Below are 25710 nucleotides of genomic sequence, written 5' to 3'. Positions count from 1 at the left end.
GCTTTAGATGAATTCGTAATAGAGGGAATTAAAACGACCATACCGTTCCACAGGCAGTTAATGGACCATCCAGATTATCTGGCCGGTAATTACACAACAGCTTTCATGGACGATTTTAAAATGAATCCTCAACCAGAAAATTAATAATGAACTCCAACAGTTATGTTGGAGTTTTTTTATGCGCTTGTTCCAGATTGATTTTTTATCTTATCTCGTCTTTTGAATACTTCTATGAATTTAAGCTACTGGGAACAAAAATCTTGGTTTTCAAATATCGATTTTACCATTGTTGGTAGTGGTGTCGTAGGTTTAAACTGTGCATTAGAATTAAGAAGAATGCATCCGAAGGCACGAATTCTTGTTTTGGAAAAAGGAAAGCTTCCACAAGGTGCCAGTACCAAAAATGCAGGGTTCGCCTGTTTTGGTAGTATTTCTGAAATTTTATCCGACTTAAAAACACATTCAGAACAAGAGGTTTTTCAATTGGTACAAGATCGATTTGATGGAATACAATCGCTTCGTACACTTTTAGGTGATAATGCAATCGGGTATCAGAACAATGGTGGGCATGAATTGTTTTTAAACAAGGATGTAGCGTTATATGAGAGTTGTTTAGGACAAGTAGAATATGTCAACGGGCTATTACGGCCCGTTTTTGGAAAAGATGCATTCAAAGTTTTACCAAACAGGTTTAAGTTCAGTGGAATTAATGGTAATTATATTTCCCAGATTTATGAAGGACAAATAGATACCGGTAAAATGATGTATTCATTACTGCAATTATCGTATCAAAAAGACATCAATATTTTAAATGGAACAGAAGTAAATTCTTTTGAAGATACAGGTGCAGAAGTATTGGTTAAAACCGATAATATGGATTTTACAACCAATAAATTACTGATTGCTACAAATGGCTTTGCCGCCCAATTATTATCTGAGAACGTGGAACCTGCGCGGGCACAAGTGTTGATTACAAAACCAATTAAAGGCCTAAATATTAAAGGAACGTTCCATTTAGAAGAAGGCTATTATTATTTCCGCAATATTGACAATAGAATTTTATTGGGCGGTGGTCGTAATTTGGACTTTAAAGCAGAAGAAACGACAGAATTTGGCAATACCCACTTGGTTCAGAATAAGCTTAATCAATTATTAAAAACAGTCATTTTGCCAGAGCAGTCTTATGAAATTGATTATAATTGGAGCGGTATAATGGGTGTTGGTCAACAGAAGAAACCCATCATAAAGCAAGTTTCTGATAATGTGTCTTGTGGAGTCCGTTTGGGAGGTATGGGTATTGCTATTGGTAGTATTGTTGGTAAAAATTTGGCCAATTTAATAGCGTAGGATAAATACTGTTTATCTCCATTTTTTAAATTCTTATCAAAAAGTCCGGGCTACTCATCTTTTTATTTATAAATTGGAAATACCATAGATTGTCAATTGCCAAAATGCACTTATTGGTTTGCCTTGGAACAGTAAATTATTAAGAAGGTTTTTAATCGCACTTATACTATATGAAAACATTGAACAGAAGAGTTACTTCGGCCATGCTTATCACCGTTATAGGTTTAATTTGTCTTAATAGCTGTAGTTTATCAAAAACCCATTACAAGCGAGAATATGCAAAAGTTTGGAAAGAATATATAAAGAGTGAGGCTTGGAAGCAATCTCTTATTGCCGATAATGCATATAAGGTAAATGATTTATATGCCAGTACAGATGAAGAAATGGTATTGGAAGCTGATGATAATGCTAATTCACGATTTAAATCCAAATACGAATCTTTAGTTTCAAGAGCTTATTTTAAGATTATTACCGAAGCGGAAAAAGCAGATGCCCAAATTACGGCAAACTATAAGTTGCTAAACGATACGGAATCTTCGGTTAGTGTAGATAAGAAGAAGGTCCAAGCCATTACAAACCAGTACCAAGCACACAAGGCAATGTTAAGCGGATTGAAATCGTGGAATATTTTCAGTGACGATCGCTCAGGCGATCTGGAATATTTTAAAGCTGAACATGAAATTGAGATTCAAAACATGATCAATGGAGGGGAAAGTGATACTCAAATTGTAAATTACTTAATTTATAAACTGGCAGATCTATATCACATTGAAGGAAATTGAATCACTTGAGATTTTAAAAAAAGACGCTTACGACTTTTGCGTGAACTTCGTTGACAATAGGTTGACAAGAATACAAAATCAAATTAAGGAGTTGGAGTTGGCACTTGCCTCAGAGACAAAGAGTAGTGCTGGCGATAAGCATGAAACCGGTCGTGCCATGATTCAGCTAGAGCGAGAAAAACTAGGTCAGCAGCTGGCAGAATTAGAAAAAACGCAACAACTATTATCAAAAGTTCCAAAAGATAGAAATGCTCCAACGGTAGGTTTAGGTAGTTTGGTCGTTACAGACGCATTCATTTATTACATAGCAATATCCGCAGGGGAGTTTAAAAGTAAGCCTAAGTCGGTCTACTGTATTTCTGCCGCAACGCCAATAGGTAAACTTGTATTTGGTAAGAAAGTAGGAGATGTTTTTAGTTTTAACGGGAAGGAGTTAATTATAGTGAGTATTGGATAGTGTTCATTGTTTTTAAAAATTTGTTTCCTTGACACTTTTTAAGTGCTTATGAAGTACTCCAAATAACATAAAAAATAAATCATGGAAATATTCTACTTACTTCTCGCAGTCATTGCCATAATTATATTGACGACAAAACTCAAGATTCATGCTTTTCTAGCATTGTTTATCATTTCCATTTTATACGGTGTTTTTGCCGGTATGCCTTATACTGATATCATTGTATCTATCAATGATGGTTTTGGTGGTACACTAGGTAAAATTGGGTTGATAATAGTTCTCGGGGTCATCATCGGTGCGTTTTTAGAACATACCGGTGGCGCATTTGCAATTGCGGAGAAAGTGTTGGGTGTAATAGGGAAGAAACGGGTAACAACCGCAATGGGTATCATTGGTTATATTGTATCAATACCTGTCTTTGCAGATAGTGGCTTTATGTTGCTACATCCCTTAAATAAAAGTCTTTCCAGGAAAGCCAAAATATCAATTGCCGGTCCTGCAATAGCATTAGGTTTGGGCTTAATGGCATCGCATACCATGGTACCGCCAACTCCTGGTCCTATAGCTGCGGCAGGTATTCTTGGGGCAGATTTAGGTTTGGTCATCGCTTTCGGATTTCCAACAAGTATAGTGGCTTTGATTGTAGGAATCATATTCGCTAAAAAGTATGCATCAAAAACCATGATAGAACCAAATGTTGAAGATGCGCTCGAAGCAGAACAAGACATTAAAGATTCGCCCAGTGCTTTAAAAGCATCTATACCCATTCTAGTACCTATTTTTCTAATTGTCTTGAAGTCCGTCTTAAATTCAATGGATATTGCACAAGGCAACGGACTATTAGATTTCATCAATTTTGTGGGTGAACCGGTTATATCATTATTAATTGGCGTATTCTTATGTTTGCTCTTACCTAAAAAATTGAATTATGATATGCTTTCTTCTGCGGGTTGGGTAGGTAAGGCAATTAAAGATGCGGCTTCCATATTATTGATTACCGGTGCTGGCGGAATTTTTGGTAAAATACTACAAAACTCAGGCATCGCAGAAATTCTAGGGCAAACCTTGACCGACTATAACATGGGTATTTTCTTGCCGTTTGTATTAGCGGCGGCTTTAAAAACGGCCCAAGGATCTTCTACGGTGGCACTGGTAACTACGGCATCTATCATAATGCCTATGATGTCCTCTTTGGGGTTTGATAACGAAATACAAAAAGCTTTGGTCGTAGTGGTTATTGGGGCAGGTTCTGCTGTAATATCTCATGCGAACGACAGCTTTTTTTGGGTAGTAACACAAATGAGCGGTATGAACGTAAAAACAGGGTATCGACTATTTGGATTGGGAACGGGAGTTCTTGGTCTTACAGGTGCCATAACTGTATTTGTATTCTATTCCATCTTCGCATAAAGGGGTATAGCTATTAATAGTCTGGCTTACTCCGGTTTTGTTTTTTCAAGGATGAAATTTTCTTGCTCCTCAATCTTTTTTCAATAGATGATCTAGTTGGTCTACTTTTCTTTCTTGCCTTGGGTACAATTAGAGATCTTTCAAGAAGCTTAAAGCATCTTTTAATAATCAATTCTTTGTTTTTATGTTGGCTGCGAGATTCATCGCACTGTAATAGTAAAAAACCTTCTTTACTTAGTTTATTTCCTAATTTGAGAAGAAGCCTCTTTTTCTGTCGATCTGTCAATCCGGCAGAATTTTCTATATGAAAAGATAATTCTACTTTAGAAGATACTTTATTGGCATGCTGACCACCAGGACCGCTACTCCGTATAGCCTTAAATTGTAACTCCGTAAGTATTTGCTCTTTGTTCACAACAAGATTTTAACAAATGTAAACAAAAAGAAATCCTCCTGTAATTGTTAAAAATAGCAATAGATACCTTCTTATAAGGGACTGGAATTAATTGGTCGCAGCTTCTTGTATACGTTGATTGATAGTTTCAATAGCGACGTTCAAGAATACTTCTTTCCCTTTGGGATATAGTTTATCTGCATTAAAGAAGATGGTTTCATTTTCATCGCTTTTACTCTCCGTTAAATAATGACTGCCCATTGGGTATGCTTTTTCTACAGTAACATGAAAACCTTGTGAAGGCGATACCCTAAACTCATGTGCATACACAATTATCTTTCTTTTGGTATTCGCATATGTTTTAAGCACATCTATAGAGATCATGCTGGCTTCCCCAAAAAGTGATGCAACGTACAAACTTTTTGGATTTTTATAGAGCTCCATAGGTCTTGCCCTGGCTATTATTTCTTTGTCACGTAAAACTACTGCACGATCGGCAAATGGTAAAACATCGTGCACATCATGTGTGGCAACAATGGTGGTAATGAGATTCTCTTTTAAATAATTAAAAATATTACGGCGTAAGCTGTTTTTAAGAAAATTGTCAATATGACTAAAAGGTTCGTCTAAAAGAAGCACTTCTGGTTTTTGTGCCAATACTCTAGCCAAGGCAACGCGTTGTTGTTGCCCGCCACTCAAAGTTTTCACCTTTTTATCGGCAAACTCGGTAAGCTCGATCATCTCTAAAAGCTCTTGGGTACGTTCTTTTAATTCATCAGGATAAAATACGGATAGGTACTGGCTTATATTTTCAGAAACGGTAATGAACGGCATCAAATCAAAATCTTGAGACAGGTATTTCATGAAGGGCATACCTGGTACTAGGTGAAATGCAGGGCCTAAAATTTGCTCATCTTCCCAGAAAATTTCGCCTTGTTCCAAATCCATTAAACCATACATTAGCTTGAGCAAGGTACTTTTGCCGCACCCGCTTTCACCAATGATAGCCACATGTTCTCCACGTTGAATACGTAAATTAATGGATTCTAAAACTGGAAGTTTATCATATGAAAATGAAAGGTTCTCTACTCGTAACATGCTTTTGTTCTTAGGAATGCAAAATTGAAAAATCCGTTCCAATGTGAAACGGATTTTTCAATAATTTATTGATTTAAGGTAAAGATTACTCCTTAAATTCTTTTAAAACACTTTTATTTGGTAATTCCGTATAACCCATATTATAGAGCGTAAAGCCAAAAATATCTGCATATTGCTCTATGGTTTTGCTCACAGGAGTCCCCGCACCATGACCGGCATTGGTTTCTATACGGATTAATGTGGGGTTGGTACCTTCTTGTTTTTCTTGAAGCTCTGCGGCAAATTTAAAACTATGGGCAGGAACCACTCTGTCATCATGATCGCCCGTGGTAACCAAAGTTGCAGGGTAGGCAGTGCCTGGTTTTACATTATGTACGGGAGAATAGCCTTTTAAATATTGAAACATCTCCTGGTTATCTTCTGCAGTACCATAATCATACGCCCATCCGGCGCCAGCCGTAAATGTATGATAGCGCAACATATCCATAACCCCAACAGCAGGCAGGGCAACTTGCATTAAATCTGGTCTTTGTGTCATGGTGGCACCAACTAGCAATCCGCCATTAGAACCTCCGCGAATAGCCAAATACTCTTTTGATGTATAGTTGTTCGCTATTAAATATTCAGCAGCGGCAATAAAGTCATCGAATACATTTTGCTTTTTGGTTTTAATACCCGCATCATGCCATTTTTTGCCATATTCGCCACCACCACGAAGATTTGGTACGGCGTAAATACCACCTTGCTCCATCCAAACGGCGTTACCGATACTGAAAGATGGGGTTAAGCTTACATTGAATCCGCCATAGGCGTAAAGAATCGTTGGGTTTTTGCCATTTAATTCGGTTCCCTTTTTATACGTAATGATCATAGGTATTTTGGTGCCGTCTTTTGAAGCGTAAAAAACTTGTTCAGAAGTATAATCTGCAGGGTCAAAATCTATTTCAGGTTTCCAGAACAGTTCATATTTACCCGTTGCAGGATTATATTTATAAGTAGAACTTGGTGTATTGTAATTTGTAAACGAGAAATACAGTTCTTTATCCTCTTTTTCGCCATTAAATCCGCCAACTGAGCCAATACCCGGCAATTCTACTTCCCTAATGAGTTTGCCATCATAATCGTATTGTTTTATTTTAGAAATGGCATTGACCATATACTCTGTAAAGAAAAATTCACTACCGGTAGTAGGATTTAAAACGTGCTCGGTTTCCGGAATAAAATCTACCCAATTTTCAACTTGTGGACTACTGGCATCTACCGTAACAATTTTTTTGTTCGGTGCATTCCTGTTTGTAACTATATAAAGTTTAGAGCCAATATTATCAATTACATAATTGTCAGATTCAGTATCTTCTACGATGGGGATAAGTAATCCTTCAGGATCTTCTAGGTCTTTGATAAACAGTTTGTTACCAGAAGTAGAGATAGAGGCGCTAATTAGTAAGTACCTATTGTCATTAGTTACATATGCACCAATATAGCGATGTTTTTCTGCAGGTGTACCACCAAATATAAGTTCATCATCTTTCTGTGCCGTACCTAGTTTATGATAGTAAACCTTGTGTTGGTCTGTTTTGGCAGAGAGTTCACTACCTCTTGGTTTGTCATAGCTAGAATAATAAAACCCTTCTTTGCCTTTCCAGGATAGTCCGCTGAATTTAATATCGAACAAGGTGTCTTCCACAACTTCTTTAGTTTCGGCATTTAGAACAATAGCCTTTCGCCAATCGCTACCACCTTCGGAAATTAGATAGGCAGCTAATGTTCCATCTTTTGTAAAGCTCAAATCTGCCAAAGAAGTTGTACCATCTTCGGAAAAGGTATTTGGGTCCAAGAATACCTCTGGTTCTTCTTCGCCTTTTGTCCTATAAACTACGTATTGGTTTTGTAGACCGTCGTTTTTTGTAAAGTAGGTATAGTCTCCCTTTATAAAAGGAGAGCCCAACTTTTCATAGTTCCATAATTTTTCTAATCGGTCTTTTAGGTCGTTGCGGAATGGTATTTTTTCTAGGTAATCAAATGTAGTCTTGTTCTGTTGTTTTACCCAAGCTTCGGTTTCTGGGCTTCTATCATCTTCTAACCAACGGTAAGGGTCTTTTACATCAGTGCCAAAATAGTTGTCTACGGTATCTACTTTTGCTGTAACAGGATATTTCACGGTAATAGGTTGAGGTTTAGGTTTGTTTTTACAAGAAAAAATGAGCGCAACCAGAAGAAGCGCAGGCATAACTTTTTCATGAGTAGTTCATTTTCTACTAAAATACCATAAAAAAACCTTCAGAACAGTGATGTTCTGAAGGTTTTAACGTTGTATAGGATATAAATTAAACTAAGCCTTTTTCTACCAAGTATTCTGAAATTTGTACTGCGTTAGTAGCTGCGCCTTTTCTAAGGTTGTCTGCCACGATCCACATATTCAAGGTATTTCTTTGAGTTTCGTCTCTACGTATACGACCTACAAAGACCTCATCTTTATCATGGGCATATATGGGCATAGGGTACGTGTTCGTATCTGGATTGTCTTGAACGGTAACACCTGGCATCTCGTTCAACAGACGGCGTACTTCATTAAGTTCAAAATCATTTTCGAACTCTACGTTTACAGATTCTGAATGTCCGCCAGCGGTAGGTATACGAACAGCGGTAGCACTAATGGAAAATGTACGGTCATCAAGAATTTTCTGTGGCTCACGGGCCAATTTCATTTCTTCCTTGGTGTATCCGTTTTCCATGAAAATATCGCAATGAGGTAATGCGTTTCTGCCAATAGGGTAAGGATATGCCATTTCGCCTTGTACACCTGCAATTTCATTTTCCAGTTGCTTTACTGCTTTTACCCCTGTACCGGAAACCGATTGATAGGTGGATACAATTACACGTTTCATTTTATATTTATTGTGTAAAGGGTGCAATGCCATTACCAATTGTATGGTAGAGCAATTAGGATTTGCAATTATTTTATCTTCGGCAGTAAGCTCATGAGCATTAATTTCTGGAACAACTAATTTCTTGGTGGGATCCATTCTCCAGGCAGAAGAATTATCTACTACCGTAGTACCCACTTCTGCAAACTTAGGAGCCCATTCTAAGGAAGTATCCCCCCCTGCAGAAAATATGGCAATATTAGGTCTTGCTGCTACAGCATCTGCTAAACCGATGACCGTATGCTCTTTTCCTTTAAAGGTCATCTTTTTACCTACAGAACGTTCAGAGGCTACGAGTAACAACTCCGTTAACGGAAAATTACGTTCGGCCAATACTTTCAACATTACATCGCCTACCATACCCGTGGCACCTATTACAGCTACTTTCATTTGTAAATCAATTTTATTAAGCGGCAAAAATACGTATTACTGGTACTTGCACAAGTAAAAAATAACAGAATAATTAAAATATAACAAAATGTTTAATTTGTAACATTATTGTTTGTTGTAGAAAGTACGAAAGGGTAGTAAAAAAAGAACCGTCAACAATGTTAGCGAAACAAAGTTGACGGTTTTAATTAATGTAAGTTGCAGTGCAACGGTTCCCTATTATTAGGGAGTACATTTAAGATTACTTTTTTAAAGCATCTCTTATTTCTGCTAATAACTCTTCTGCAGTTGGTCCTGCTGGTGCAGGTGGAGCTGGAGGAGTTTTAGTTTTGTTATAAGCTTTAACGATCATGAACATTACGAAACCTACAATGATAAGGTTAACGATGGTGTTGATCCATGCACCCCAACGAATTGCATTTTCAGCAGTTGTAACGGTACCATCAGCTGCAACAACAGCTTCATCTAAAACGATCTTCATATCGGCAAAATCAATTCCACCAGCGAAGTGACCTACAACCGGCATAACGATGTCGGCAACAAATCCGTTTACTACTAATCCTACTGCTCCGGCCAAAATTACAGCTACAGCAAAATCTATGACGTTACCCGTCATGATAAAATTCTTGAATTCTTTTAACATGTTTACTTAATTTATATTAATGGTTAAATTATAAAAGTAACGCAATTTACTAAAAAAAACGATTCCTTAATGAAATGTTAAGAATTCAATTTATTAAAACACGTTTTATACGTTGAGAAAGTCCCGTAAGTATTTCATACGTTATGGTTTGTGCGGTTTCTGCAAATTGGTTCGCAGAAAGGTTTTTTCCAAAAATTTCTACTTCGTCCCCTTCCTCACATTCTATATTGGTGACATCTACCATTATCATATCCATACAGACATTTCCAATAATTGGAGCTAGTTTTCCGTGTATGAGTACGTATGTTTTTCCACGGCCATATTCTCGCCCAATACCATCTGCATGACCTAAAGGCAAGGTTGCCGTTATGGTTTTATGATCAGATTTGTATTTACGATTATATCCTACAGACTCCCCTTTTTCTATAATATGTTTTTGTGAGATTATAGTTTTAAGGGTCATTACCGGCCGTAGCTCTGTATCAATTTCTGGCTGGTTTCCGTAACCATATAGTCCAATACCACTTCTAACCATATCATATTGGGCCTGCGCATAATTTATGATACCGGAAGTATTTAGTACATGTTTTAAGGTCCTGTTCTTAAATAAGGTATCTGCCTTTTTGCAAATTGTGTTGAACCGTTGCAGCTGAAGGGTCGTGAAGTCTATTTCATTAGCATCTTCAGTAGCGGCCAAATGAGATAACAATGCCGTTACTTTAATCGCACTTTGTTGTTGAATTAATGTAGAGACCTCCGGTAATTCACTGGCAGAAAAGCCAAGTCTATTGAGACCGGTGTTGAATTTTAATTGGATAGGATAATCTGTTTCGCCCAGTTCTTTGGCCGTTGCAATAAAACCGGATAGAATAGCTTTGGAATATATGCTGGGCTCAAGATGATTTTCTATAAGCGTTTTAAAATGAACTTTTTGTGGATGAAGAACCAATATGGGCGCGGTAATACCACCCTCCCTTAGTGTTATGCCCTCGTTTACATAAGCTACTGCAAAATAATCTGCACCCAAATGTTCAAGACGTTTGGCAATAGCGACGGAATCACTGCCATAGGCATAGGCTTTTACCACTGCCATAAATTTAGTTTCAGGCCTAAGTTTAGAGCGTAAATACCTGTAATTATGATCCAACGCCTGCAAGTCAATTTCTAAAACCGTCTCTTCTGCCTTAGCCATTTTCCTTCTTTTTGAGGGTGTCGATTTCCTCAGATTTGACGTCCATTGTTTTAACCTTTTCCTTGAGCATAGCTTTGTAATATGCCCCTCTACTTAAAGGTTCATATTCGTTTACTTCGCCTAGCATGACCAAGTTGTCGTTACTTGATTTTCTAAAACTATAATTGGCAAGGTTACCGGTACGTGTACAAATGGCATGTACTTTGGTAACATATTCTGCCGTTGCCATCAGGGCGGGCATGGGACCAAAAGGTTTTCCTTTAAAGTCCATGTCCAGTCCTGCAACAATAACTCTAACACCTTTGTTGGCCAGATCGTTACATACGGTAACTATTTCATCATCAAAGAATTGGGCTTCATCGATACCTATGACATCGCACGTGTCTGCCAGAATACGGATATTGGCTGCTGCGGGTACGGGAGTAGAACGAATTTCATTGGCATCATGAGATACTACCATTTCATCATCATAACGCGTATCTACCATGGGTTTGAATATCTCAACCTTTAATTTGGCAAACTGCGCTCGCTTTAGTCTACGGATCAATTCTTCTGTCTTTCCAGAAAACATAGACCCGGCAATGACTTCTATCCAGCCGAATTGTTCTTTAGGATTAACTGTGTTTTCAAGAAACATTTTGTAATTTTAGACGAAAATAATCGGTTTTTCGTTTATTATTTAAGAATGATAAAGGTATTTAAAAAACCCGCTATTTAGGTCTTTACCGTAAAAATTGTGAGATGAAAAATAAGTTGAAACTGGAATTGAGAAAGTTATCTACAGAAATTTTGACTGCCGATAATTTAGATGATGTCACCAAATTGTATGAGGTTTCAAAGAACCTTTATGAGAAACTGGCCGTTCTTAGGTTTATTGAGGTAGAACTTAATGACATGGAAGTTGATGTTTCTAAAAATGCCATTGCGGCAAAATTTGAGGAAATGGCAAATGCCGTAATGAGAGGTAATACGGGAGTACCGGAGAGTAATCCGCATGAAGAAGATATCATCAAGTACCCAGGAATGGATACTATTAAAGGTTTTGTTTCTGAAATGCCAGATAATGATCAGCTAGAAGATGTTTTGACGGAGTTTATGTCAAAGCCCAATCTTATGAAAAATGATAAGGAATTGTTTACACCCTCTAAAGAAGATTTAAAGCAGGCAGGGGCAGCACCAAAATCATTAAATGATCGTTTGGCAAAAAGTAATGTAAAAGTAGATTTGAACGATCGTTTGGCATTTGTAAAGCATTTGTTCAATGATAATATGGAAGATTATAACCGTGTATTATCTCAATTGAATACTATAGATACGGAAGAACGTTCCATTTCATTCATACAGAATATGGTAAAGCCAGATTATAATAACTGGCTTGGTAAAGAATCATATGAAGAAAGATTCATAGAGTTGGTATCTCGTAGATTCTCTTAACAATAAAATATGCGTATTGCAAACCCAGCACTTGTGTTGGGTTTTTTATTCGATAATCTAAACTAAAATTTTCAATACAATGCCTTGTAGGTCTACCTGAAGGCTTTTACTTATAAACACATGGGAAAGCTTTATTTGGTACCTACACCTATCGGTAATTTAGAGGATATGACCTTTAGGGCCATTAGGGTTTTAAAGGAGGTAGATTTAATTCTGGCGGAAGACACACGTACCAGCGGAAAATTATTACATCATTTTGAAATTGGTACCCAAATGAAAAGTCACCATATGCACAATGAGCATAAAATGGTAGATTATTTGGTAGCAAAGCTAAAGGGGGGCGAGAACATTGCGTTAATTTCAGATGCAGGTACCCCGGCAATTTCTGACCCAGGATTTCTTTTAACCCGTGCCTGTGTAGAAGCGGGCGTTGAGGTAGAGTGTTTACCGGGAGCAACAGCTTTTGTGCCTGCATTGGTCAATAGCGGTTTGCCAAATGATAAATTTGTGTTTGAAGGGTTTTTACCCGTAAAAAAAGGTAGACAGACACGATTAAAGTTGTTGGCAGAAGAGTCACGTACTATCATCTTTTATGAATCTCCACATAAACTTATAAAGACATTAGGGAACTTTGTGGAATATTTTGGGGCAGAAAGACCTATTTCGGTTTCCCGAGAGTTGACCAAGCTTTACGAAGAAACTGTTCGTGGTACTACAGAGGAAGTACTAAAGCACTTTACAGAAAAACCACCAAAAGGAGAAATTGTTATTATCGTAGGCGGCAATAGGTAAATTTTGCAAAACTGTTGTCTAATAGGTTTTGTGTTAATTCCAAAAAATAAATAAGAAAATTTTAAAATCAGAATTATCTTTGATTCGGTTTTAATGAAAAAAATTCTCACATATACATTTATACTGTTATACCTCACAGCTATGGTAAAGCCGGTGTTGCCTGTATTGGAGTATGTCATTAACCAAGATTACATAGCTGAGGTTTTATGTATCAATAAAGATAAACCGATGCTTAATTGCGATGGAAAATGTTATTTATCTCAATTAATAAAAAAGCAGCAACAAGAAGATCGTCAAGATATTCCTTCCGCAGATCTTCGTGAATATCCTATTGGTTTTGTTAGTATTCTTGATTGTGATTTTCAAAGTACAATAGTTGAAACAAGAGTAGTTTCAATGCATCCTAACTTAAATGAGCAACAGTTTATATCGACTGTTTTTCATCCACCAAACTTCTTATCTTAAATACAACTAAACATTCTTATGCCTTTTTTAAAAGGTGTATACTGTTGTATATCCATACCACGTCACAAAACCTGTAGTCGTGGACATAATCAATTATTTCAAAATCAAACCTAATACATAGTCATTAGGTAAAACCATTGCGTAAACAAAGATGTAATATGCCATTATGTTTTGGGTTCTGCCCAGAATATTTAAGGGTGAATTATATCTGGATAATAACAATAATAAAGATGAAATTTATAAACAGACTTTTAATTGGAACCCTTGTTCTAAGTGCATTTGCAAGTTGTAGCAGTGATGATGATACAACAGATGAGCTAATGGGTGAGAATAGTATAACCCTAGAATTTGACAACGCTGTTGGTTCAGATGATTTGATACTGGCAACCTCAAGTTACACAAATTCGCAGAACGAAACACTGACCATTACAAGGCTAAATTACATAGTCAGTAATTTTAGGTTAACAAATAATATGGGCGAAGTTTTTACCTATGAAAAAGATGACAGCTATTTTGTTACCAGTGAAGAAACGGGCAATACGTAAGTAGTATTGGAGAACATACCGGCAGGTACTTACGTATCCGTAACTTTTGGTATAGGTGTAGACCAAGAAAAATACTTGCAAGGAGCAGAAGGTCAGGGAGACTTTTTAACAGTGGCCGAAGAAACAAATATGATGTGGTCGTGGCAAGCAGGCTACAAGTTTTTAAATTTTGAGGGTACGTTTACTTCTGAAACGGTAACCGAAGCAACGGACTTTAAGGTGCACATGGGTAGCCATGGTTCTAGCTTGGATAATTATAAAGAGGTTACATTAAGTTTAGGAACAGATGCTTTGGTAAGTGATGAAATGTCGCCCATCATTCATCTAGTAGCAGATGCCAGTGTCATTTTAGATGGAGAAAACAAGCTTTCTTTGTCAGAGCAATCCGTAATTATGGTGAGTGAAGAAAAATCGCCACTTGTAGCCCTAAATACGGCAAGCATGTTCACTGTTGACCACGTACATAACGGTACAGGAGATTCACACTAAACACATTCGGGTCGCTCAACGGGCGGCCCTAATTTTAAAATGTTAACAGATGAAATATCTTTTATGGGTATTACTGTCCCTGTTTTTGGTGTCTTGCAGTAATGATGATTATGTAGCTATAGAGAATACCCTTTTAACAGTAGAAGTTCCAGAGAATTTTCCTGAATTGGCTTATGACATAGATGCAAATCCGCCAACACAATTAGGTTTTCAGCTGGGCAAGAAGTTATTCTATGACGGCAAACTATCCTCTAGCGGATTTATCTCATGCGGTTTCTGCCATGAGCAAAGGTCCGCGTTTACCCACCACGGGCATCAATTTAGTCACGGTGTAAATGATTTAGAGGGAACAAGAAATACGCCGTCAATATCAAATATGGCATTCTTTAATGAGTTTGCTTGGGATGGTGCTACATCTCACTTGGATCTTTTTCCAATAATCCCTATCACCAATGAGGTGGAAATGGGTGAAACGATGACGGGTGTCATCAATAAGATCATTGCAGATAGTGAATATCAAAGAGAATTTGAAATGACTTTTGATGAGGGTGGCGTTAATGCCGTGAATTTTTTAAAGGCCATATCTCAGTTTATGGTCATGATGATTTCTTCTAATAGTACATACGATAAGTATAAGCGTAATGAAGAAGGTGGGCAACTAACCGAAACCGAAGCAATGGGACTAACTGTTTTTCAGCAAAAATGTGCTTCATGCCACGCTACGGATTTATTTACAGATGGCAGTTTTAGAAACAATGGCTTACCGCCTAATCCACAATTAAATGATTTGGGTAGGGCTGAGGTTAGTGGTAGCGATAGTGATAAGTACAAATTTAAAGTGCCAAGTTTAAGGAACGTATCATTGACCGCACCATACATGCATGATGGCAGGTTTGGTAGCTTAGAATCGGTATTGAATTTTTATACCAATGGTATGGTAGATTCAGAAACATTGGATGATTCTTTACGAACCCAAGACGGATTGGGCATAGCATTGAATGATGAAGAAAAAGAAGGCTTGTTGGCTTTTTTTGAAATATTGACGGATGACACTTTTATAAATGACGAACGATTTTCAGAATATTAAAATATGAAAAAGATTATAATATATATTTTTTGGCTTGGCGGATTATTTATGGTCCAAGCAAATGATTTGCCAGATACAGAGTCTGAGTGTATTTGGAAAAATACAGCCTATGAATATTTCTGTGATACCTGCGGATGCGGGGGAAATGGAGGAAGTATGGGTTTTGGAACCAGATTAAATAATAACTTTATGGGATTAAGATACATAGGTCAGAAGTACCGCTCAAGAGATGGTATTTTTGATAATTCCCCTTGGATAAATGAAAATTTCAACACGGTACAAGCTTGGGGTAAATTCCCTGTAGGGAAACGAGTTTTGGTAAACGCATTGCTGCCCTATCATTCACATAACAGAACGTTTGCCGATAATACAGAGCAGACAATAAATGGTATTGGAGATGCCACAGTATTGGCATATTATAACGTACTGCGCCAAACACCAGATAGCATCATCTCTATTAAGCCAGAACACGCCTTACAAATTGGTGGCGGAATAAAATTACCCACAGGTAGCTTTGATGCCGCTAACATTGAAGGCAGTGTCAACCCAAGTTTTCAACTGGGAACCGGCAGTTGGGATTATATTTTAGCTGCTAATTATGGAATTACCCATAGAAATTGGGGTTTATCTGCCTTATTGAACTATACCATTAAAACGGAAAACAGTAAAAGTTACTTGTTCGGTAATCAATGGAATGTGGCGTTGAACACCTACAAGACTTATTACCTTTCCTCGTCAGTATCACTTATTCCGCAAATAGGTTTGGGTGGCGAGATTTTTGAAGAAAATCAAGAGTATATTCTTACTGTACCAGATACAGGTGGAGAAGTATATTTTGCCCGTTTTGGTGTTGAAGCTAATTACAATAGGTATGCATTGGGCATTTCTAGTATGTTGCCTATTTCACAAAATTTGAATGCGGGTAAAGTTGAGGTTAAAAATAGGGTTTCGTTATATTTGAATATCAATATATAAGAAATAACCAATTTAAGACCAAAAGTAAATCATGACATTAGCAGAATTTAAGAGTAAGTTGGCCACCACACCTAAAGAGGTTTCCTTTTCAGATACTATGGTAGTTATAGATTCTAAGTACAGTTTTACGCCAACGGCCTATACTAACGGAGAAGTAAGAAACGAAGTTGGTCAAAACTCGGGATCTTGTAAACTATTCTCTTTTGCTATCAAGGAAGGACTTACAAAAGAGGAAACGTTGACATGTTTTGGGTCGTATTATTTTGATGAAGTGTTACTTGACCTAAAAGGCACTTCTCATCAGAATATAAGAAACTTTATAAAAACGGGTTTTGAAGGATTGTCATTTGATGGCGAAGCATTGGCATTGCTTTAGTAGTTTATTGGCACCGCCAAAAAGTATACTACTCCGAGGCTTGCCTTTAATTTAAAAGTTTGTTTCCTTTAAATGCCTCATGGGCTTGCCCTGAGGTGTTTTACTTGGCAATTTAATTTCTAATAGTATAGTTGAACATAACCATGCAAGAATTATTAACTGAAATAAGAGGTTGTACAGTCTGTAAGGCGCACTTGCCATTAGAGCCTAGACCTATTATTGCCGGTTCAATTGATTCAAAGATTATTTTGGTAAGTCAGGCACCAGGTAGAAAAGCGCATGTAGAAAATAAAGCTTGGGACGATCCCAGTGGCAAAAAATTACGCGAATGGTTGGGAGTAAATGAAAAGGTCTTCTACGACCCAAGTAATTTTGCCGTACTGCCTATGGGGTTTTGTTATCCGGGGAAAGGAAAAACAGGCGATCTGCCTCCAAGAAAGGAATGCGCTCCTTTGTGGCATTCTCAAGTGTGGGAACAATTTAAAAATGTAAAACTGATATTGCTAATCGGTAAATATTCTCAAGACCAATATCTAGGCAAGCAAGCCAAAAAAAACTTGACGGAGAACGTATTGCATTATAAAGAATACTTGCCTAAGTATTTTCTTCTACCACATCCATCACCTGTAAACCGCTTTTGGCGTAGTAAGAATCCGTGGTTCGAGGAAGATGTTGTTGGGGAGTTGCAAGGGTTGGTTGCTGATATTTTGAAATAATTATTCTTCAGTTCGAGGCACTAAGCAATCTTTTCTTTTTTAGAGATGGGTATTGTCTGATGTTAATTATTAGGATACATCTTGACTCGAAATGATAAGTAAGGGATTTTTTTATTATCACTTCGAGTGAATTTTAGAGGCATGAGAAAATTAGTATCGAGAAGCTTTCACGTTCCAAAAGGTTCTTGATACCCTCCTACTTGGCGGGCAGACATTTTTTAATTCAATGAAAAACCACTCGAACTGACAGCAGAGTTGCATTGTGAATTATATTAGAAAGTAGTTAGGTATTGATAATCGAATAATTTAACTTTTGCTAATTGCTAATTGCTAATTGCTAATTGCTAATTGCTAATTGCTAATTGCTAACAAAACCTCACCCTATATTGTTGTATTTTTGTACCCTACTAAAAACAGAAAATTATGAGTACTACAAATCATATTAGCACAAAATGGTTGGGCAACATGTCCTTTGAAAGTAATAACCCTTCTGGGCATTCATTAAGAATGGATATTGCCAAAGAAGATGGTGGTGATAGTAGCGGTTATAGACCAAAAGCATTGATGTTGTCTTCATTGGCAGGTTGTTCTGGTTTAGACGTAGCGGCAATGTTCAAGAAAATGAAGTTAGAGGTAGATGAGTTTCATATTGAAACTATTGCTAATTTAACAGATGAGCATCCAAAGTTTTATGATAAAGTGGTCATAGAATATCATTTTCATGGTGAAAATTTAGCCGAGAAAAAACTACAAAGAGCTGTAGATTTATCTATTGAAAAGTACTGCGGAGTAATGGAAATGTTTAGACAATTTGCTGAATTGGAGATTAAGACCGTTTTTAATAAAAAGTAAAAAATAAGTGCAAGTTCAAGTTCAAAAATCAAGTTCAAATAAAAACTATGCCGGATAAAAAGTTTGACCTTGAAGATGGATTGGTTGATTTTGCAGCCAACATTGTACTTTTTTGTAAAGACTTGCCGTCTGATATGACCGGTCAGTATTATGGTAATCAGTTACTAAGATCAGCTGGGAGTTCTGCGCTTAATTTTGGTGAAGCGCAAGGAACAAATACCGTTAAGGATTATATCAATAAAGCTTCTATATCTTTAAAAGAATTGAAGGAGTCTAGGGTCAATCTTAAGATATTGACTAAAGTAGTTTATGGCAATGCATCTAAAAGAGTTGAAATATTAGACGAATTAGAACAATTAATTCGAATTATAGCAACAATCATTAAAAATAAAAAGTAACGGAAATTCAATTTTTTTAAGGAGGTGTAAAGATTCTATTTAGGGTTTTGAACTTGAACTTGATTTTTGAACTTGAACTTTAATTTGAAAAAATGCGCTGGACAATTAAACCAAAACCGAAACAAGAAGATATTGATGCTTTAGCAAGTGTGTTAAAGGTTGATGATTTGGTGGCGCAACTTTTACTACAGCGGGGTATTTCTACGTATGAAGAGGCAAAGAACTTTTTCCGGCCTCAGTTAGAAGATTTACATGATCCTTTTCTAATGAAGGACATGGATATTGCAGTAAACAGAATTGAAGAAGCTATTGCCAACGGAGAGAATATTTTGGTGTATGGCGATTATGATGTAGATGGTACTACTGCTGTTGCCCTAATGTCGTCTTACCTGTTAAGTTACTATCCTAACGTAGCAACTTATATTCCTGATCGGTACGATGAGGGATACGGAGTATCATATAAAGGAATCGATTTTGCCGAGGATAACGGATTCACTTTAATCGTTGCTTTGGATTGTGGAGTGAAGGCAATTGACAAAGTTGATTATGCCAAAGAAAAGGGAATCGATTTTATCATCTGTGACCACCATAGACCTGGTACAATATTACCAAGTGCCGTAGCAATATTGGACCCAAAAAGAGAAGATTGTTCATATCCTTATGATGAATTATGTGGTTGCGGAGTCGGTTTTAAATTAATACAGGCATTAGGTTCCCGTAGAGGAGAAACTATAGATGACGTTGTCTATTACCTTGATTTAGTGGCAACTGCAATTGGTGCTGATATTGTACCGATAACCGGAGAGAATCGAATACTGGCTTTTTATGGCCTGCAAGTTATCAATCAGCAGCCTAGAATCGGTTTTAAGGCAATCATAGACCAAATCAATAAAAAAGAGCTGACCATTACCGATGTAGTCTTCATTATTGCGCCTAGAATTAATGCCGCTGGCAGAATGAAACATGGGCAACATGCGGTAAATCTTTTGACGGAAACCAATATGGATCAAGCCATACAATTTGCTGCCGAAATAGAAAAATTCAATACCGATAGAAGAGGGCTGGATCAGGAAATTACGATAGAGGCACTTGGGCAAATTCAAGAAAACCAAGAAGAAGAAGGTTTCACATCTGTAGTGTATAAAGATTCATGGCATAAAGGGGTGATAGGTATTGTGGCATCAAGATTAACGGAAACGTATTATAGACCCACCCTAGTTTTTACAAAAAGTGGCGATAAGTTGGCGGCATCGGCACGATCGGTCAGAGGCTTTGATGTGTATAATGCATTAGAAGGTTGTGCAGATTATATAGAGCAATTTGGTGGTCATAAATACGCTGCAGGATTGACCTTATTGGAAGAGCAGTACAACAATTTCAAGCACCAGTTCGAGAAAGTGGTTAAAGAAACCATAGACCCGCAAATGTTAATACCAGAGATTACGATAGATACGGTAATTGAATTAAAGGATATTACCCCTAAGTTAATGCGTATACTTAAACAATTTGCGCCATTTGGTCCAGGAAATATGTCTCCTATATTTATGGCAGAAGATTTACAGGATACGGGGTATGCAAAGGGTGTTGGTAAAGAACAAGCGCATTTAAAAATTTCTGTAGTACAACAGGGTAGTCACAGGATCGATGGCATTGGTTTTAATATGGGAGACAAATTATCATTGGTAACAGGTAGAAAACCCTTTAACGCCGTTTTTTCTATTGATGAAAACGAATGGCAGGGCAATGTAAGTCTGCAATTGAAGTTGAAGGATATTAAATGAAAATAGCGCACATTGCTATTTGAATGCCAGATTTAGAAGCAATTAAACTACTCTTTACTTCTTAAGTTTTATAAGCGGTGCTTTGTTGTAAATTATGCATTAACCTACCATTGGAACAACGAAAATTGATCTATTGCATACGTAGTCTATACATTTTGCCATATGCGTGTATAAAAAATCAAGTAGATTTTGTAATTGAAAAGGTGAAGATTAAACGGATAAACAATTACGAGCAATTCCAGAACCACAGACCATGAATATTGCTAAAGTACCATTCTTTGCCCAGAAGTAAGTGACATAGAAATTACCATTTAACAATACTATTTATAATAGTTCTAAATAAGATGTGTATATTTATAATAAATTATGCAGATTCTTATGAACGATATACACCCCATTTACCAAAATGATTTTGGAATAGCTTTTAAATGGAAAAAGGAGAAACCAGGCCAAAGCAACAAAGTTCAAGTAATTTTCAGGGATATTGGATTATTGCTTACGTATGGCGAGTTACGTCATTTTTCAAAATGCATTGCAGATACCATAAAAAACGGAAAAGGCAATCTTTGTGGAGATTGCAAAACAAAAGAATCATGCAGATCTTTATTGTTGAATACCCCTGCGCATCAAATTACTTTTGCAGTTAGTTATCAAGAAGCGATAGAGGTTAGAGATTTAATTAGCGGTACTTTATTTAAGCTAGAATTAGATTCTTTTTTCGGTGAATTGGGAATAGGATAATAAACTATAAAAAATTTTAGTGCCGCCATGAATTAATTAGTTGGCATAACCTTATTTGTCCTGTTATTTATTAAATATCTTTGGACACTATTTAGCGATAGCACTATGAGCGTTAATGATCCTTATGCAGCCTTAAAATTTAAGGAATTCAATATATTTCTACTAGTTCGTTTTGCCATGGTCTTTGCCTGGTCAATGCAGTTTATCGTTATTGAATGGCAAGTGTATTCTATGACCAAAGATCCATTATCACTTGGTATTATTGGTTTAATGGAAGTAATACCTGCAGTGAGCATGGCACTTTTTGCGGGCCATATCGTAGACCAAAAAGAGAAGCGAAATCTACTGATAAAGTGTATTTGTGGTTTCTCTGTCATTAGTTTTGGCCTATTTATGCTGAGCCTTCCGTCAGTTTTAGAAACGTATAAGACTAAAACAATTCTTTATGCTATTTATGCTTTGGTGTTCTGTGGTGGTCTGGTCCGTGCATTTTTAGGCCCTACTATTTTTTCGTTAATAGCGTTGATCGTTCCAAAAAAAATATATCCTAATGCTGCAACATGGAGCAGTACTACATGGCAAATGGCATCTGTACTTGGTCCTGCATTAGCGGGTTTTTCCATAAGTCTTATTGGAGTTCACTGGTCTATGTGTGTCATATTCGGATTTTCTTTATTGGCGTTGACGGCACTCTTCAACATATCAAAAAAACCTATTCTTAATCCAAAAATTGGTGAGCCCGTTTTTCAAAGTTTAAAAGAAGGATTGAATTTTGTATTTAAAACTAGAGCCGTATTGGGTGCTCTGACCTTGGATATGATTGCCGTTCTTTTTGGAGGTGCGGTAGCGTTATTGCCCATATTTGCACAAGATATATTACATGTAGGTTCAGAAGGCTTTGGAGTACTAAGAGCTGCACCTGCCGTTGGTGCCGCATTGACAATGTTAGGTTCAACTAGATTTCCGTTACATAAAAATGCAGGAAAGAAATTGTTGATAGCTGTATTCGGTTTTGGTGTATGTATGATCGTATTTGGTTTGTCTACCTACTTTTGGCTGTCTGTTATTGCTTTATTTTTAAGTGGTGCTGTAGATGGAGTGTCCATGATTATAAGACAGACAATTTTACAATTAAAAACGCCTGATAACATGCGCGGGCGTGTAGCTTCTGTAAATTCTATGTTTGTGGGGTCTTCAAATGAATTGGGCGCTTTTGAAAGCGGTTTAACCGCAAAGTTGATGGGTACGGTAACAGCGGTTGTTTTTGGAGGTAGCATGACGCTACTTACAGTAGGCCTTACCGCAATTGTTTCGCCCAAGTTTAGAAAGTTAGATTTACAAAAGGATGTTGAAGAACACGAAAGTTAATACATCCATAATAATGATGTAAAAAAAGCCCCTTTTTACAGGGGCTTTTTTTATTGTAGGTAATGCTTAAGAAATTCATCAATAAGCAGGGGAATTTGTAGGTAAAACTGTAGATTTGGGAATCAACACTTAATCTAAACAACAGGGTAAAGGTAAAAGCAAGCACTAGTTTGAACTAACTTTTGTTGTGAAGTTCAAAAATTAATATGTAAGAAAAAGATTACATGTGGTTTGTTCTATTATTTAACTGAATTTGACTCAGATTGTGTTCAATTTGACTATGAATATGAGATAGGTTATTTGCAAATAATAAATGGGTCATCTTATTAAATTACAGTCATGAAAAGTTTACTGATTTTATGGTACACCAGAATTATTGTAATGGGTAAAAAAGTGTAATCAACGAAAAAGCCCCTGAAACAGGGGCTGTTCTTTAAAGTAAGCACACTTAAAATTTTGGTTTTAAGCTAAATTAACTTGTAGGCAATGTGTAGATTTGGGCTCAACACTTAAACTTAATAACACTGTAAAGATATAACAAAGAGCTAGTTTTATAAAACTTATGTTGTGAACTACTTAATTCTTGTTGTAAGAAAAGTACTACACGATAAATTTTGCATTTTATCGATATTTTCGATGAAAATTAACTGAATTCTTTAAGTGAAAGTTTTTGCCCATCAAACTCGGCATACGTGTAATAATTGATCCAATCTCCAAGATTGGTGTATTTAGAATTTTCTTTTAGTTTTATTTCTAAAGGAAGATGTCTATGGCCAAAAATGAAATGGTCATAATGTTTAGTTTCTAGCTTTCTATGGGCATACTGCACAAGCCATTCCTTGTCTTCGCCTAAAAAAATGGCATCATCATCACCGCTGATCAACTTGTTGCTAACAGAAAGGTGCTTTGCCAACCTAACTCCAATATCTGGGTGTAACCATTTAAAGAACCATTGCGCCAATGGGTTGGTAAACACCTTTTTCATTCGTTTAAAGCCTTTATCGTCCGGTCCCAGTCCGTCACCATGGCCAATAAAGAAAGAAACTCCGTTAATGGAATATTGTTGAGGTTTATGGTACACTGGTATGTTTAGTTCTTCTTCAAAATAACCGTTCATCCAAAGATCATGGTTGCCAACAAAGTAGTGTATCTTAATTCCGGCATCAGACAGTTCTGCAAGCTTTCCTAATGTTCTGGTAAATCCTTTTGGGATAACGGTGGTGTATTCAAACCAAAAATCGAACAGATCGCCCATCAAGAAAATTATTTCTGCATCTGACTTAATCATATCTAACCAACGAATAAACTTAAGTTCTCTCACTCTACTTTGGGCCATAGTAGGAGCGCCTAAATGGTTATCGCTGGCAAAATATACTTTTTTCCCTGTTGAAAGTTCAAAATTCGTCATCAGGATGTAAATATAACAACTGTTTTGCGTACCGCGTAAATACGTTGGTCAAAATAAGCGTTTGCCATTCTAAACTAAACGGCAGAATCTTTTTCGCTCAATACTATCTTAATAGGTAGGTGATCACTATAGCCTTTGTCATTAAAGCTTGATGAATTAGGCCTGCCAAACTTTACCGGTTTCTGATAGGAGCCTGAAGTTAGCTCAGGGTAAGCAATTATTTCTGCAGTACTTAATTTAAATGGTAAATCTGATTTCTCTGATAAAATACTCTTTGAAATCATAAATTGATCCAGGAGATTATATTCATTGCCAAATACAAAAGTACCTATTTGGGCGTCTAGAAAACGATGCATTATATTATAGAAATACTTTAGACGTACCCTATTACTTTTTACCAGGGCTTTATTGTTAATTGCCATTAAATACTCGGTAATACTCTTATTGTAAGGGTTGTCATTGAAATCGCCCATTAATAGGATATTGGCATCATCGCCTTGCTCTTCATAGATTCTTTCGATCCAGTACGATAAATTTTCGGCAACCATAATTCTAAACGGCTCGCTTTCAAGTTCACCACCAGATCTAGACGGCCAGTGATTTAATATACAGATAAGCTTATTGCCATTGGCAGTATTTATGTGAACCTGAAATAGATCCCTAGTCGTATTTCTTTTGATTATTCGAAGACTAAAGGTTTGTTGCTCAGGCCCATATTTGGTTTTGTCATAAATAAGGGCAGTGTCTATTCCTCTTTTATCATCACCTTCAGAAATGACATAACCGTAGTTTTTATCAAGGGCAGTGCTCATGGCATCTATAAGTAGCTCAATAACATATTCATTTTCTACCTCACAAACTCCCAAGATATCCGGTCCTGCACCATTATTGAATTTTGATATGATCATGGTTAGGTTAGAAATCTTCTGATTAAGAACGGCAGCGTTCCAGCCGCTAAGTTCCTTGCCCAAATGTTTATTCAAAAATTCACTTCGTCTAGGTGAGTTTTCTATATCAAAAAGGTTTTCAAGATTCCACCAATAAATATGATGCTTGGTCATGTTGTTTTATATTAAGGAGTTGCCCTAAAAATAAAACAAATTAAAAGCTTGTAAAGAAGGTAAAAGGTTAAGTTTTGTTGAACTTAATTGTCGCTTGCAAACCACTCTGCAAAAGAAGTATCGGTTTCTTGTAGTTTAAGCGAGAACAATGAAATATTTTCCGGTAACCTAGATTTAATTTTTGCTGCAAAATCTATGACCATGTTCTCACTTGTAGGTTGATAATCTGCTAATATGACGTTATGCCCTCTGTCCGTCAATTCTTTGGCAAGTTCTACGTGTGGTGTATTTTTATTGAATACGGTAGCGTGATCAAAGACATCAACGATATCTTCTTTTACTATTTTTTTAAGATCGCCAAAATCTATGACCATACCCAATTTTACATGATTGGTATCAGTAATAGGTTTACCTATAACGGTTACGGATAATTTATAGCTATGGCCATGTACATTTCTACATTTACCGTCATAACCGTAAAGTGCATGTCCGGTTTCAAAATTGAATTGTTTCGTAATACGAATATTGCTCATAACCTATAATTATATGGCAAAGGTAGCAAAAGTTTAAACGTACTTATTA

General features: G+C 36.7%; 26 protein-coding genes and 2 pseudogenes. 18 read left to right on the top strand and 10 right to left on the bottom strand.

What is annotated here, in order from left to right; translation table 11 throughout:
• The 5 genes and pseudogenes from QZ657_RS13875 to QZ657_RS13855 form a co-directional block, all read left to right on the top strand.
• Window positions 1-144 (top strand): annotated as a pseudogene (locus tag QZ657_RS13875) (acetyl-CoA carboxylase biotin carboxylase subunit); the annotation flags it as partial.
• An 87-nt stretch (window positions 145-231) separates the two neighbouring features.
• Window positions 232-1347 (top strand): NAD(P)/FAD-dependent oxidoreductase, encoded by a 1116-nt coding sequence (locus tag QZ657_RS13870; RefSeq protein ID WP_291967635.1) that lies wholly within the window; start codon window positions 232-234, stop codon window positions 1345-1347.
• Between the two features lie 170 nt (window positions 1348-1517).
• Complete coding sequence (locus QZ657_RS13865) at window positions 1518-2129, top strand: hypothetical protein (protein ID WP_291967633.1); 612 nt, start codon at window positions 1518-1520, stop codon at window positions 2127-2129.
• On the top strand, window positions 2116-2586 hold the full coding sequence (locus tag QZ657_RS13860; protein WP_291967632.1) for a 3-oxoacyl-ACP synthase: 471 nt from the start codon (window positions 2116-2118) through the stop codon (window positions 2584-2586). The genes QZ657_RS13865 and QZ657_RS13860 overlap by 14 nt, the downstream gene beginning before the upstream one ends.
• A gap of 81 nt (window positions 2587-2667) precedes the next feature.
• Window positions 2668-3996, top strand: a complete 1329-nt coding sequence (locus QZ657_RS13855; protein WP_291967630.1) for a GntP family permease — start codon at window positions 2668-2670, stop codon at window positions 3994-3996.
• Between the two features lie 13 nt (window positions 3997-4009).
• On the opposite strand, the gene arfB is transcribed toward QZ657_RS13855, so the two are convergent.
• From arfB to QZ657_RS13820, 7 genes are all read right to left on the bottom strand, one after another.
• On the bottom strand, window positions 4010-4411 hold the full coding sequence (arfB, locus tag QZ657_RS13850; RefSeq protein WP_291961400.1) for an alternative ribosome rescue aminoacyl-tRNA hydrolase ArfB: 402 nt from the start codon (window positions 4409-4411) through the stop codon (window positions 4010-4012).
• Between the two features lie 87 nt (window positions 4412-4498).
• Window positions 4499-5488 carry an ABC transporter ATP-binding protein gene (locus QZ657_RS13845; RefSeq protein WP_276470689.1) on the bottom strand — a complete coding sequence of 330 codons (990 nt, stop codon included), beginning with the start codon at window positions 5486-5488 and terminating at the stop codon, window positions 4499-4501.
• A gap of 85 nt (window positions 5489-5573) precedes the next feature.
• The gene (locus QZ657_RS13840) at window positions 5574-7718 is read right to left on the bottom strand and encodes a prolyl oligopeptidase family serine peptidase (RefSeq protein ID WP_291967628.1); all 2145 of its coding nucleotides are present in this window, start codon (window positions 7716-7718) and stop codon (window positions 5574-5576) included.
• A gap of 97 nt (window positions 7719-7815) precedes the next feature.
• The gene (locus tag QZ657_RS13835) at window positions 7816-8805 is read right to left on the bottom strand and encodes an aspartate-semialdehyde dehydrogenase (RefSeq protein WP_276470691.1); all 990 of its coding nucleotides are present in this window, start codon (window positions 8803-8805) and stop codon (window positions 7816-7818) included.
• A 241-nt stretch (window positions 8806-9046) separates the two neighbouring features.
• Entirely contained in the window at window positions 9047-9448 is a 402-nt protein-coding gene (mscL, locus tag QZ657_RS13830; RefSeq protein ID WP_276470692.1) for a large conductance mechanosensitive channel protein MscL, read from the bottom strand.
• Window positions 9449-9533: 85 nt separating this feature from the next.
• Window positions 9534-10640, bottom strand: coding sequence for an alanine racemase (gene alr / locus QZ657_RS13825; RefSeq protein WP_291967626.1), 1107 nt, complete (start codon window positions 10638-10640; stop codon window positions 9534-9536).
• A complete protein-coding gene (locus QZ657_RS13820; RefSeq protein ID WP_276470694.1) occupies window positions 10633-11277 on the bottom strand; it encodes a thymidine kinase in 645 nt (214 codons plus the stop codon). The genes alr and QZ657_RS13820 overlap by 8 nt, the downstream gene beginning before the upstream one ends.
• Window positions 11278-11381: 104 nt before the next feature.
• Here QZ657_RS13820 and QZ657_RS13815 point away from each other — a divergent pair, with 104 nt between their 5' ends.
• From QZ657_RS13815 to QZ657_RS13750, 13 genes and pseudogenes are all read left to right on the top strand, one after another.
• Window positions 11382-12074, top strand: a complete 693-nt coding sequence (locus tag QZ657_RS13815) for a hypothetical protein (RefSeq protein WP_291967624.1) — start codon at window positions 11382-11384, stop codon at window positions 12072-12074.
• Window positions 12075-12194: 120 nt separating this feature from the next.
• Window positions 12195-12866 carry a 16S rRNA (cytidine(1402)-2'-O)-methyltransferase gene (gene rsmI / locus QZ657_RS13810; RefSeq protein ID WP_291967622.1) on the top strand — a complete coding sequence of 224 codons (672 nt, stop codon included), beginning with the start codon at window positions 12195-12197 and terminating at the stop codon, window positions 12864-12866.
• A 93-nt stretch (window positions 12867-12959) separates the two neighbouring features.
• Window positions 12960-13331 carry a hypothetical protein gene (locus tag QZ657_RS13805; RefSeq protein WP_291967620.1) on the top strand — a complete coding sequence of 124 codons (372 nt, stop codon included), beginning with the start codon at window positions 12960-12962 and terminating at the stop codon, window positions 13329-13331.
• 158 nt (window positions 13332-13489) lie between these two features.
• A pseudogene (locus tag QZ657_RS17230) lies at window positions 13490-14365 on the top strand (MbnP family protein).
• A gap of 49 nt (window positions 14366-14414) precedes the next feature.
• Complete coding sequence (locus QZ657_RS13790) at window positions 14415-15452, top strand: cytochrome-c peroxidase (protein ID WP_291967614.1); 1038 nt, start codon at window positions 14415-14417, stop codon at window positions 15450-15452.
• Between the two features lie 3 nt (window positions 15453-15455).
• Window positions 15456-16427, top strand: coding sequence for a transporter (locus tag QZ657_RS13785; RefSeq protein WP_291967612.1), 972 nt, complete (start codon window positions 15456-15458; stop codon window positions 16425-16427).
• A 31-nt stretch (window positions 16428-16458) separates the two neighbouring features.
• Window positions 16459-16803 carry a HopJ type III effector protein gene (locus QZ657_RS13780; RefSeq protein WP_276470701.1) on the top strand — a complete coding sequence of 115 codons (345 nt, stop codon included), beginning with the start codon at window positions 16459-16461 and terminating at the stop codon, window positions 16801-16803.
• Between the two features lie 143 nt (window positions 16804-16946).
• Entirely contained in the window at window positions 16947-17519 is a 573-nt protein-coding gene (locus QZ657_RS13775; protein ID WP_291967610.1) for a uracil-DNA glycosylase family protein, read from the top strand.
• Between the two features lie 423 nt (window positions 17520-17942).
• Entirely contained in the window at window positions 17943-18371 is a 429-nt protein-coding gene (locus QZ657_RS13770) for an OsmC family protein (RefSeq protein WP_291963007.1), read from the top strand.
• 47 nt (window positions 18372-18418) lie between these two features.
• Entirely contained in the window at window positions 18419-18769 is a 351-nt protein-coding gene (locus tag QZ657_RS13765) for a four helix bundle protein (RefSeq protein ID WP_291967608.1), read from the top strand.
• A gap of 92 nt (window positions 18770-18861) precedes the next feature.
• The gene (gene recJ, locus QZ657_RS13760; protein ID WP_291967607.1) at window positions 18862-20550 is read left to right on the top strand and encodes a single-stranded-DNA-specific exonuclease RecJ; all 1689 of its coding nucleotides are present in this window, start codon (window positions 18862-18864) and stop codon (window positions 20548-20550) included.
• Between the two features lie 378 nt (window positions 20551-20928).
• A complete protein-coding gene (locus QZ657_RS13755; protein WP_291967605.1) occupies window positions 20929-21291 on the top strand; it encodes a hypothetical protein in 363 nt (120 codons plus the stop codon).
• A gap of 105 nt (window positions 21292-21396) precedes the next feature.
• A complete protein-coding gene (locus tag QZ657_RS13750; RefSeq protein WP_291962999.1) occupies window positions 21397-22659 on the top strand; it encodes an MFS transporter in 1263 nt (420 codons plus the stop codon).
• A 643-nt stretch (window positions 22660-23302) separates the two neighbouring features.
• Here QZ657_RS13750 and QZ657_RS13745 read toward each other — a convergent pair.
• The 3 genes from QZ657_RS13745 to QZ657_RS13735 all read right to left on the bottom strand — a co-directional run bounded on the left by QZ657_RS13745 (window position 23303) and on the right by QZ657_RS13735 (window position 25661).
• On the bottom strand, window positions 23303-24067 hold the full coding sequence (locus QZ657_RS13745) for a UDP-2,3-diacylglucosamine diphosphatase (protein WP_291962998.1): 765 nt from the start codon (window positions 24065-24067) through the stop codon (window positions 23303-23305).
• 74 nt (window positions 24068-24141) lie between these two features.
• Entirely contained in the window at window positions 24142-25128 is a 987-nt protein-coding gene (locus QZ657_RS13740; RefSeq protein ID WP_291962996.1) for a hypothetical protein, read from the bottom strand.
• An 83-nt stretch (window positions 25129-25211) separates the two neighbouring features.
• The gene (locus tag QZ657_RS13735) at window positions 25212-25661 is read right to left on the bottom strand and encodes a 6-pyruvoyl trahydropterin synthase family protein (protein ID WP_276470711.1); all 450 of its coding nucleotides are present in this window, start codon (window positions 25659-25661) and stop codon (window positions 25212-25214) included.
• Between the last annotated feature and the right edge of the window lie 49 nt (window positions 25662-25710).

Source organism: Maribacter sp. (genome assembly GCA_020629415.1).
Taxonomy (GTDB): Bacteria; Bacteroidota; Bacteroidia; order Flavobacteriales; family Flavobacteriaceae; genus Maribacter; species Maribacter huludaoensis.
The sequence above is the reverse complement of the archived record's forward strand: the minus strand, read 5'-3'. Positions and strand labels throughout refer to the sequence as shown.

Excerpts from the sequence above, each read along its gene's own strand:
- QZ657_RS13870 (WP_291967635.1), top strand. The coding sequence starts at position 232 with ATGAATTTAAGCTACTGGGAACAAAAATCTTGGTTTTCAAATATCGAT.
- QZ657_RS13865 (WP_291967633.1), top strand. The coding sequence starts at position 1,518 with ATGAAAACATTGAACAGAAGAGTTACTTCGGCCATGCTTATCACCGTT.
- QZ657_RS13855 (WP_291967630.1), top strand. The coding sequence starts at position 2,668 with ATGGAAATATTCTACTTACTTCTCGCAGTCATTGCCATAATTATATTG.
- QZ657_RS13845 (WP_276470689.1), bottom strand. The coding sequence starts at position 5,488 with ATGTTACGAGTAGAGAACCTTTCATTTTCATATGATAAACTTCCAGTT.
- QZ657_RS13840 (WP_291967628.1), bottom strand. The coding sequence starts at position 7,718 with ATGCCTGCGCTTCTTCTGGTTGCGCTCATTTTTTCTTGTAAAAACAAA.
- QZ657_RS13835 (WP_276470691.1), bottom strand. The coding sequence starts at position 8,805 with ATGAAAGTAGCTGTAATAGGTGCCACGGGTATGGTAGGCGATGTAATG.
- mscL (WP_276470692.1), bottom strand. The coding sequence starts at position 9,448 with ATGTTAAAAGAATTCAAGAATTTTATCATGACGGGTAACGTCATAGAT.
- alr (WP_291967626.1), bottom strand. The coding sequence starts at position 10,640 with ATGGCTAAGGCAGAAGAGACGGTTTTAGAAATTGACTTGCAGGCGTTG.
- QZ657_RS13820 (WP_276470694.1), bottom strand. The coding sequence starts at position 11,277 with ATGTTTCTTGAAAACACAGTTAATCCTAAAGAACAATTCGGCTGGATA.
- QZ657_RS13815 (WP_291967624.1), top strand. The coding sequence starts at position 11,382 with ATGAAAAATAAGTTGAAACTGGAATTGAGAAAGTTATCTACAGAAATT.
- rsmI (WP_291967622.1), top strand. The coding sequence starts at position 12,195 with ATGGGAAAGCTTTATTTGGTACCTACACCTATCGGTAATTTAGAGGAT.
- QZ657_RS13805 (WP_291967620.1), top strand. The coding sequence starts at position 12,960 with ATGAAAAAAATTCTCACATATACATTTATACTGTTATACCTCACAGCT.
- QZ657_RS13790 (WP_291967614.1), top strand. The coding sequence starts at position 14,415 with ATGAAATATCTTTTATGGGTATTACTGTCCCTGTTTTTGGTGTCTTGC.
- QZ657_RS13785 (WP_291967612.1), top strand. The coding sequence starts at position 15,456 with ATGAAAAAGATTATAATATATATTTTTTGGCTTGGCGGATTATTTATG.
- QZ657_RS13780 (WP_276470701.1), top strand. The coding sequence starts at position 16,459 with ATGACATTAGCAGAATTTAAGAGTAAGTTGGCCACCACACCTAAAGAG.
- QZ657_RS13775 (WP_291967610.1), top strand. The coding sequence starts at position 16,947 with ATGCAAGAATTATTAACTGAAATAAGAGGTTGTACAGTCTGTAAGGCG.
- QZ657_RS13770 (WP_291963007.1), top strand. The coding sequence starts at position 17,943 with ATGAGTACTACAAATCATATTAGCACAAAATGGTTGGGCAACATGTCC.
- QZ657_RS13765 (WP_291967608.1), top strand. The coding sequence starts at position 18,419 with ATGCCGGATAAAAAGTTTGACCTTGAAGATGGATTGGTTGATTTTGCA.
- recJ (WP_291967607.1), top strand. The coding sequence starts at position 18,862 with ATGCGCTGGACAATTAAACCAAAACCGAAACAAGAAGATATTGATGCT.
- QZ657_RS13755 (WP_291967605.1), top strand. The coding sequence starts at position 20,929 with ATGAACGATATACACCCCATTTACCAAAATGATTTTGGAATAGCTTTT.
- QZ657_RS13750 (WP_291962999.1), top strand. The coding sequence starts at position 21,397 with ATGAGCGTTAATGATCCTTATGCAGCCTTAAAATTTAAGGAATTCAAT.
- QZ657_RS13745 (WP_291962998.1), bottom strand. The coding sequence starts at position 24,067 with ATGACGAATTTTGAACTTTCAACAGGGAAAAAAGTATATTTTGCCAGC.
- QZ657_RS13740 (WP_291962996.1), bottom strand. The coding sequence starts at position 25,128 with ATGACCAAGCATCATATTTATTGGTGGAATCTTGAAAACCTTTTTGAT.
- QZ657_RS13735 (WP_276470711.1), bottom strand. The coding sequence starts at position 25,661 with ATGAGCAATATTCGTATTACGAAACAATTCAATTTTGAAACCGGACAT.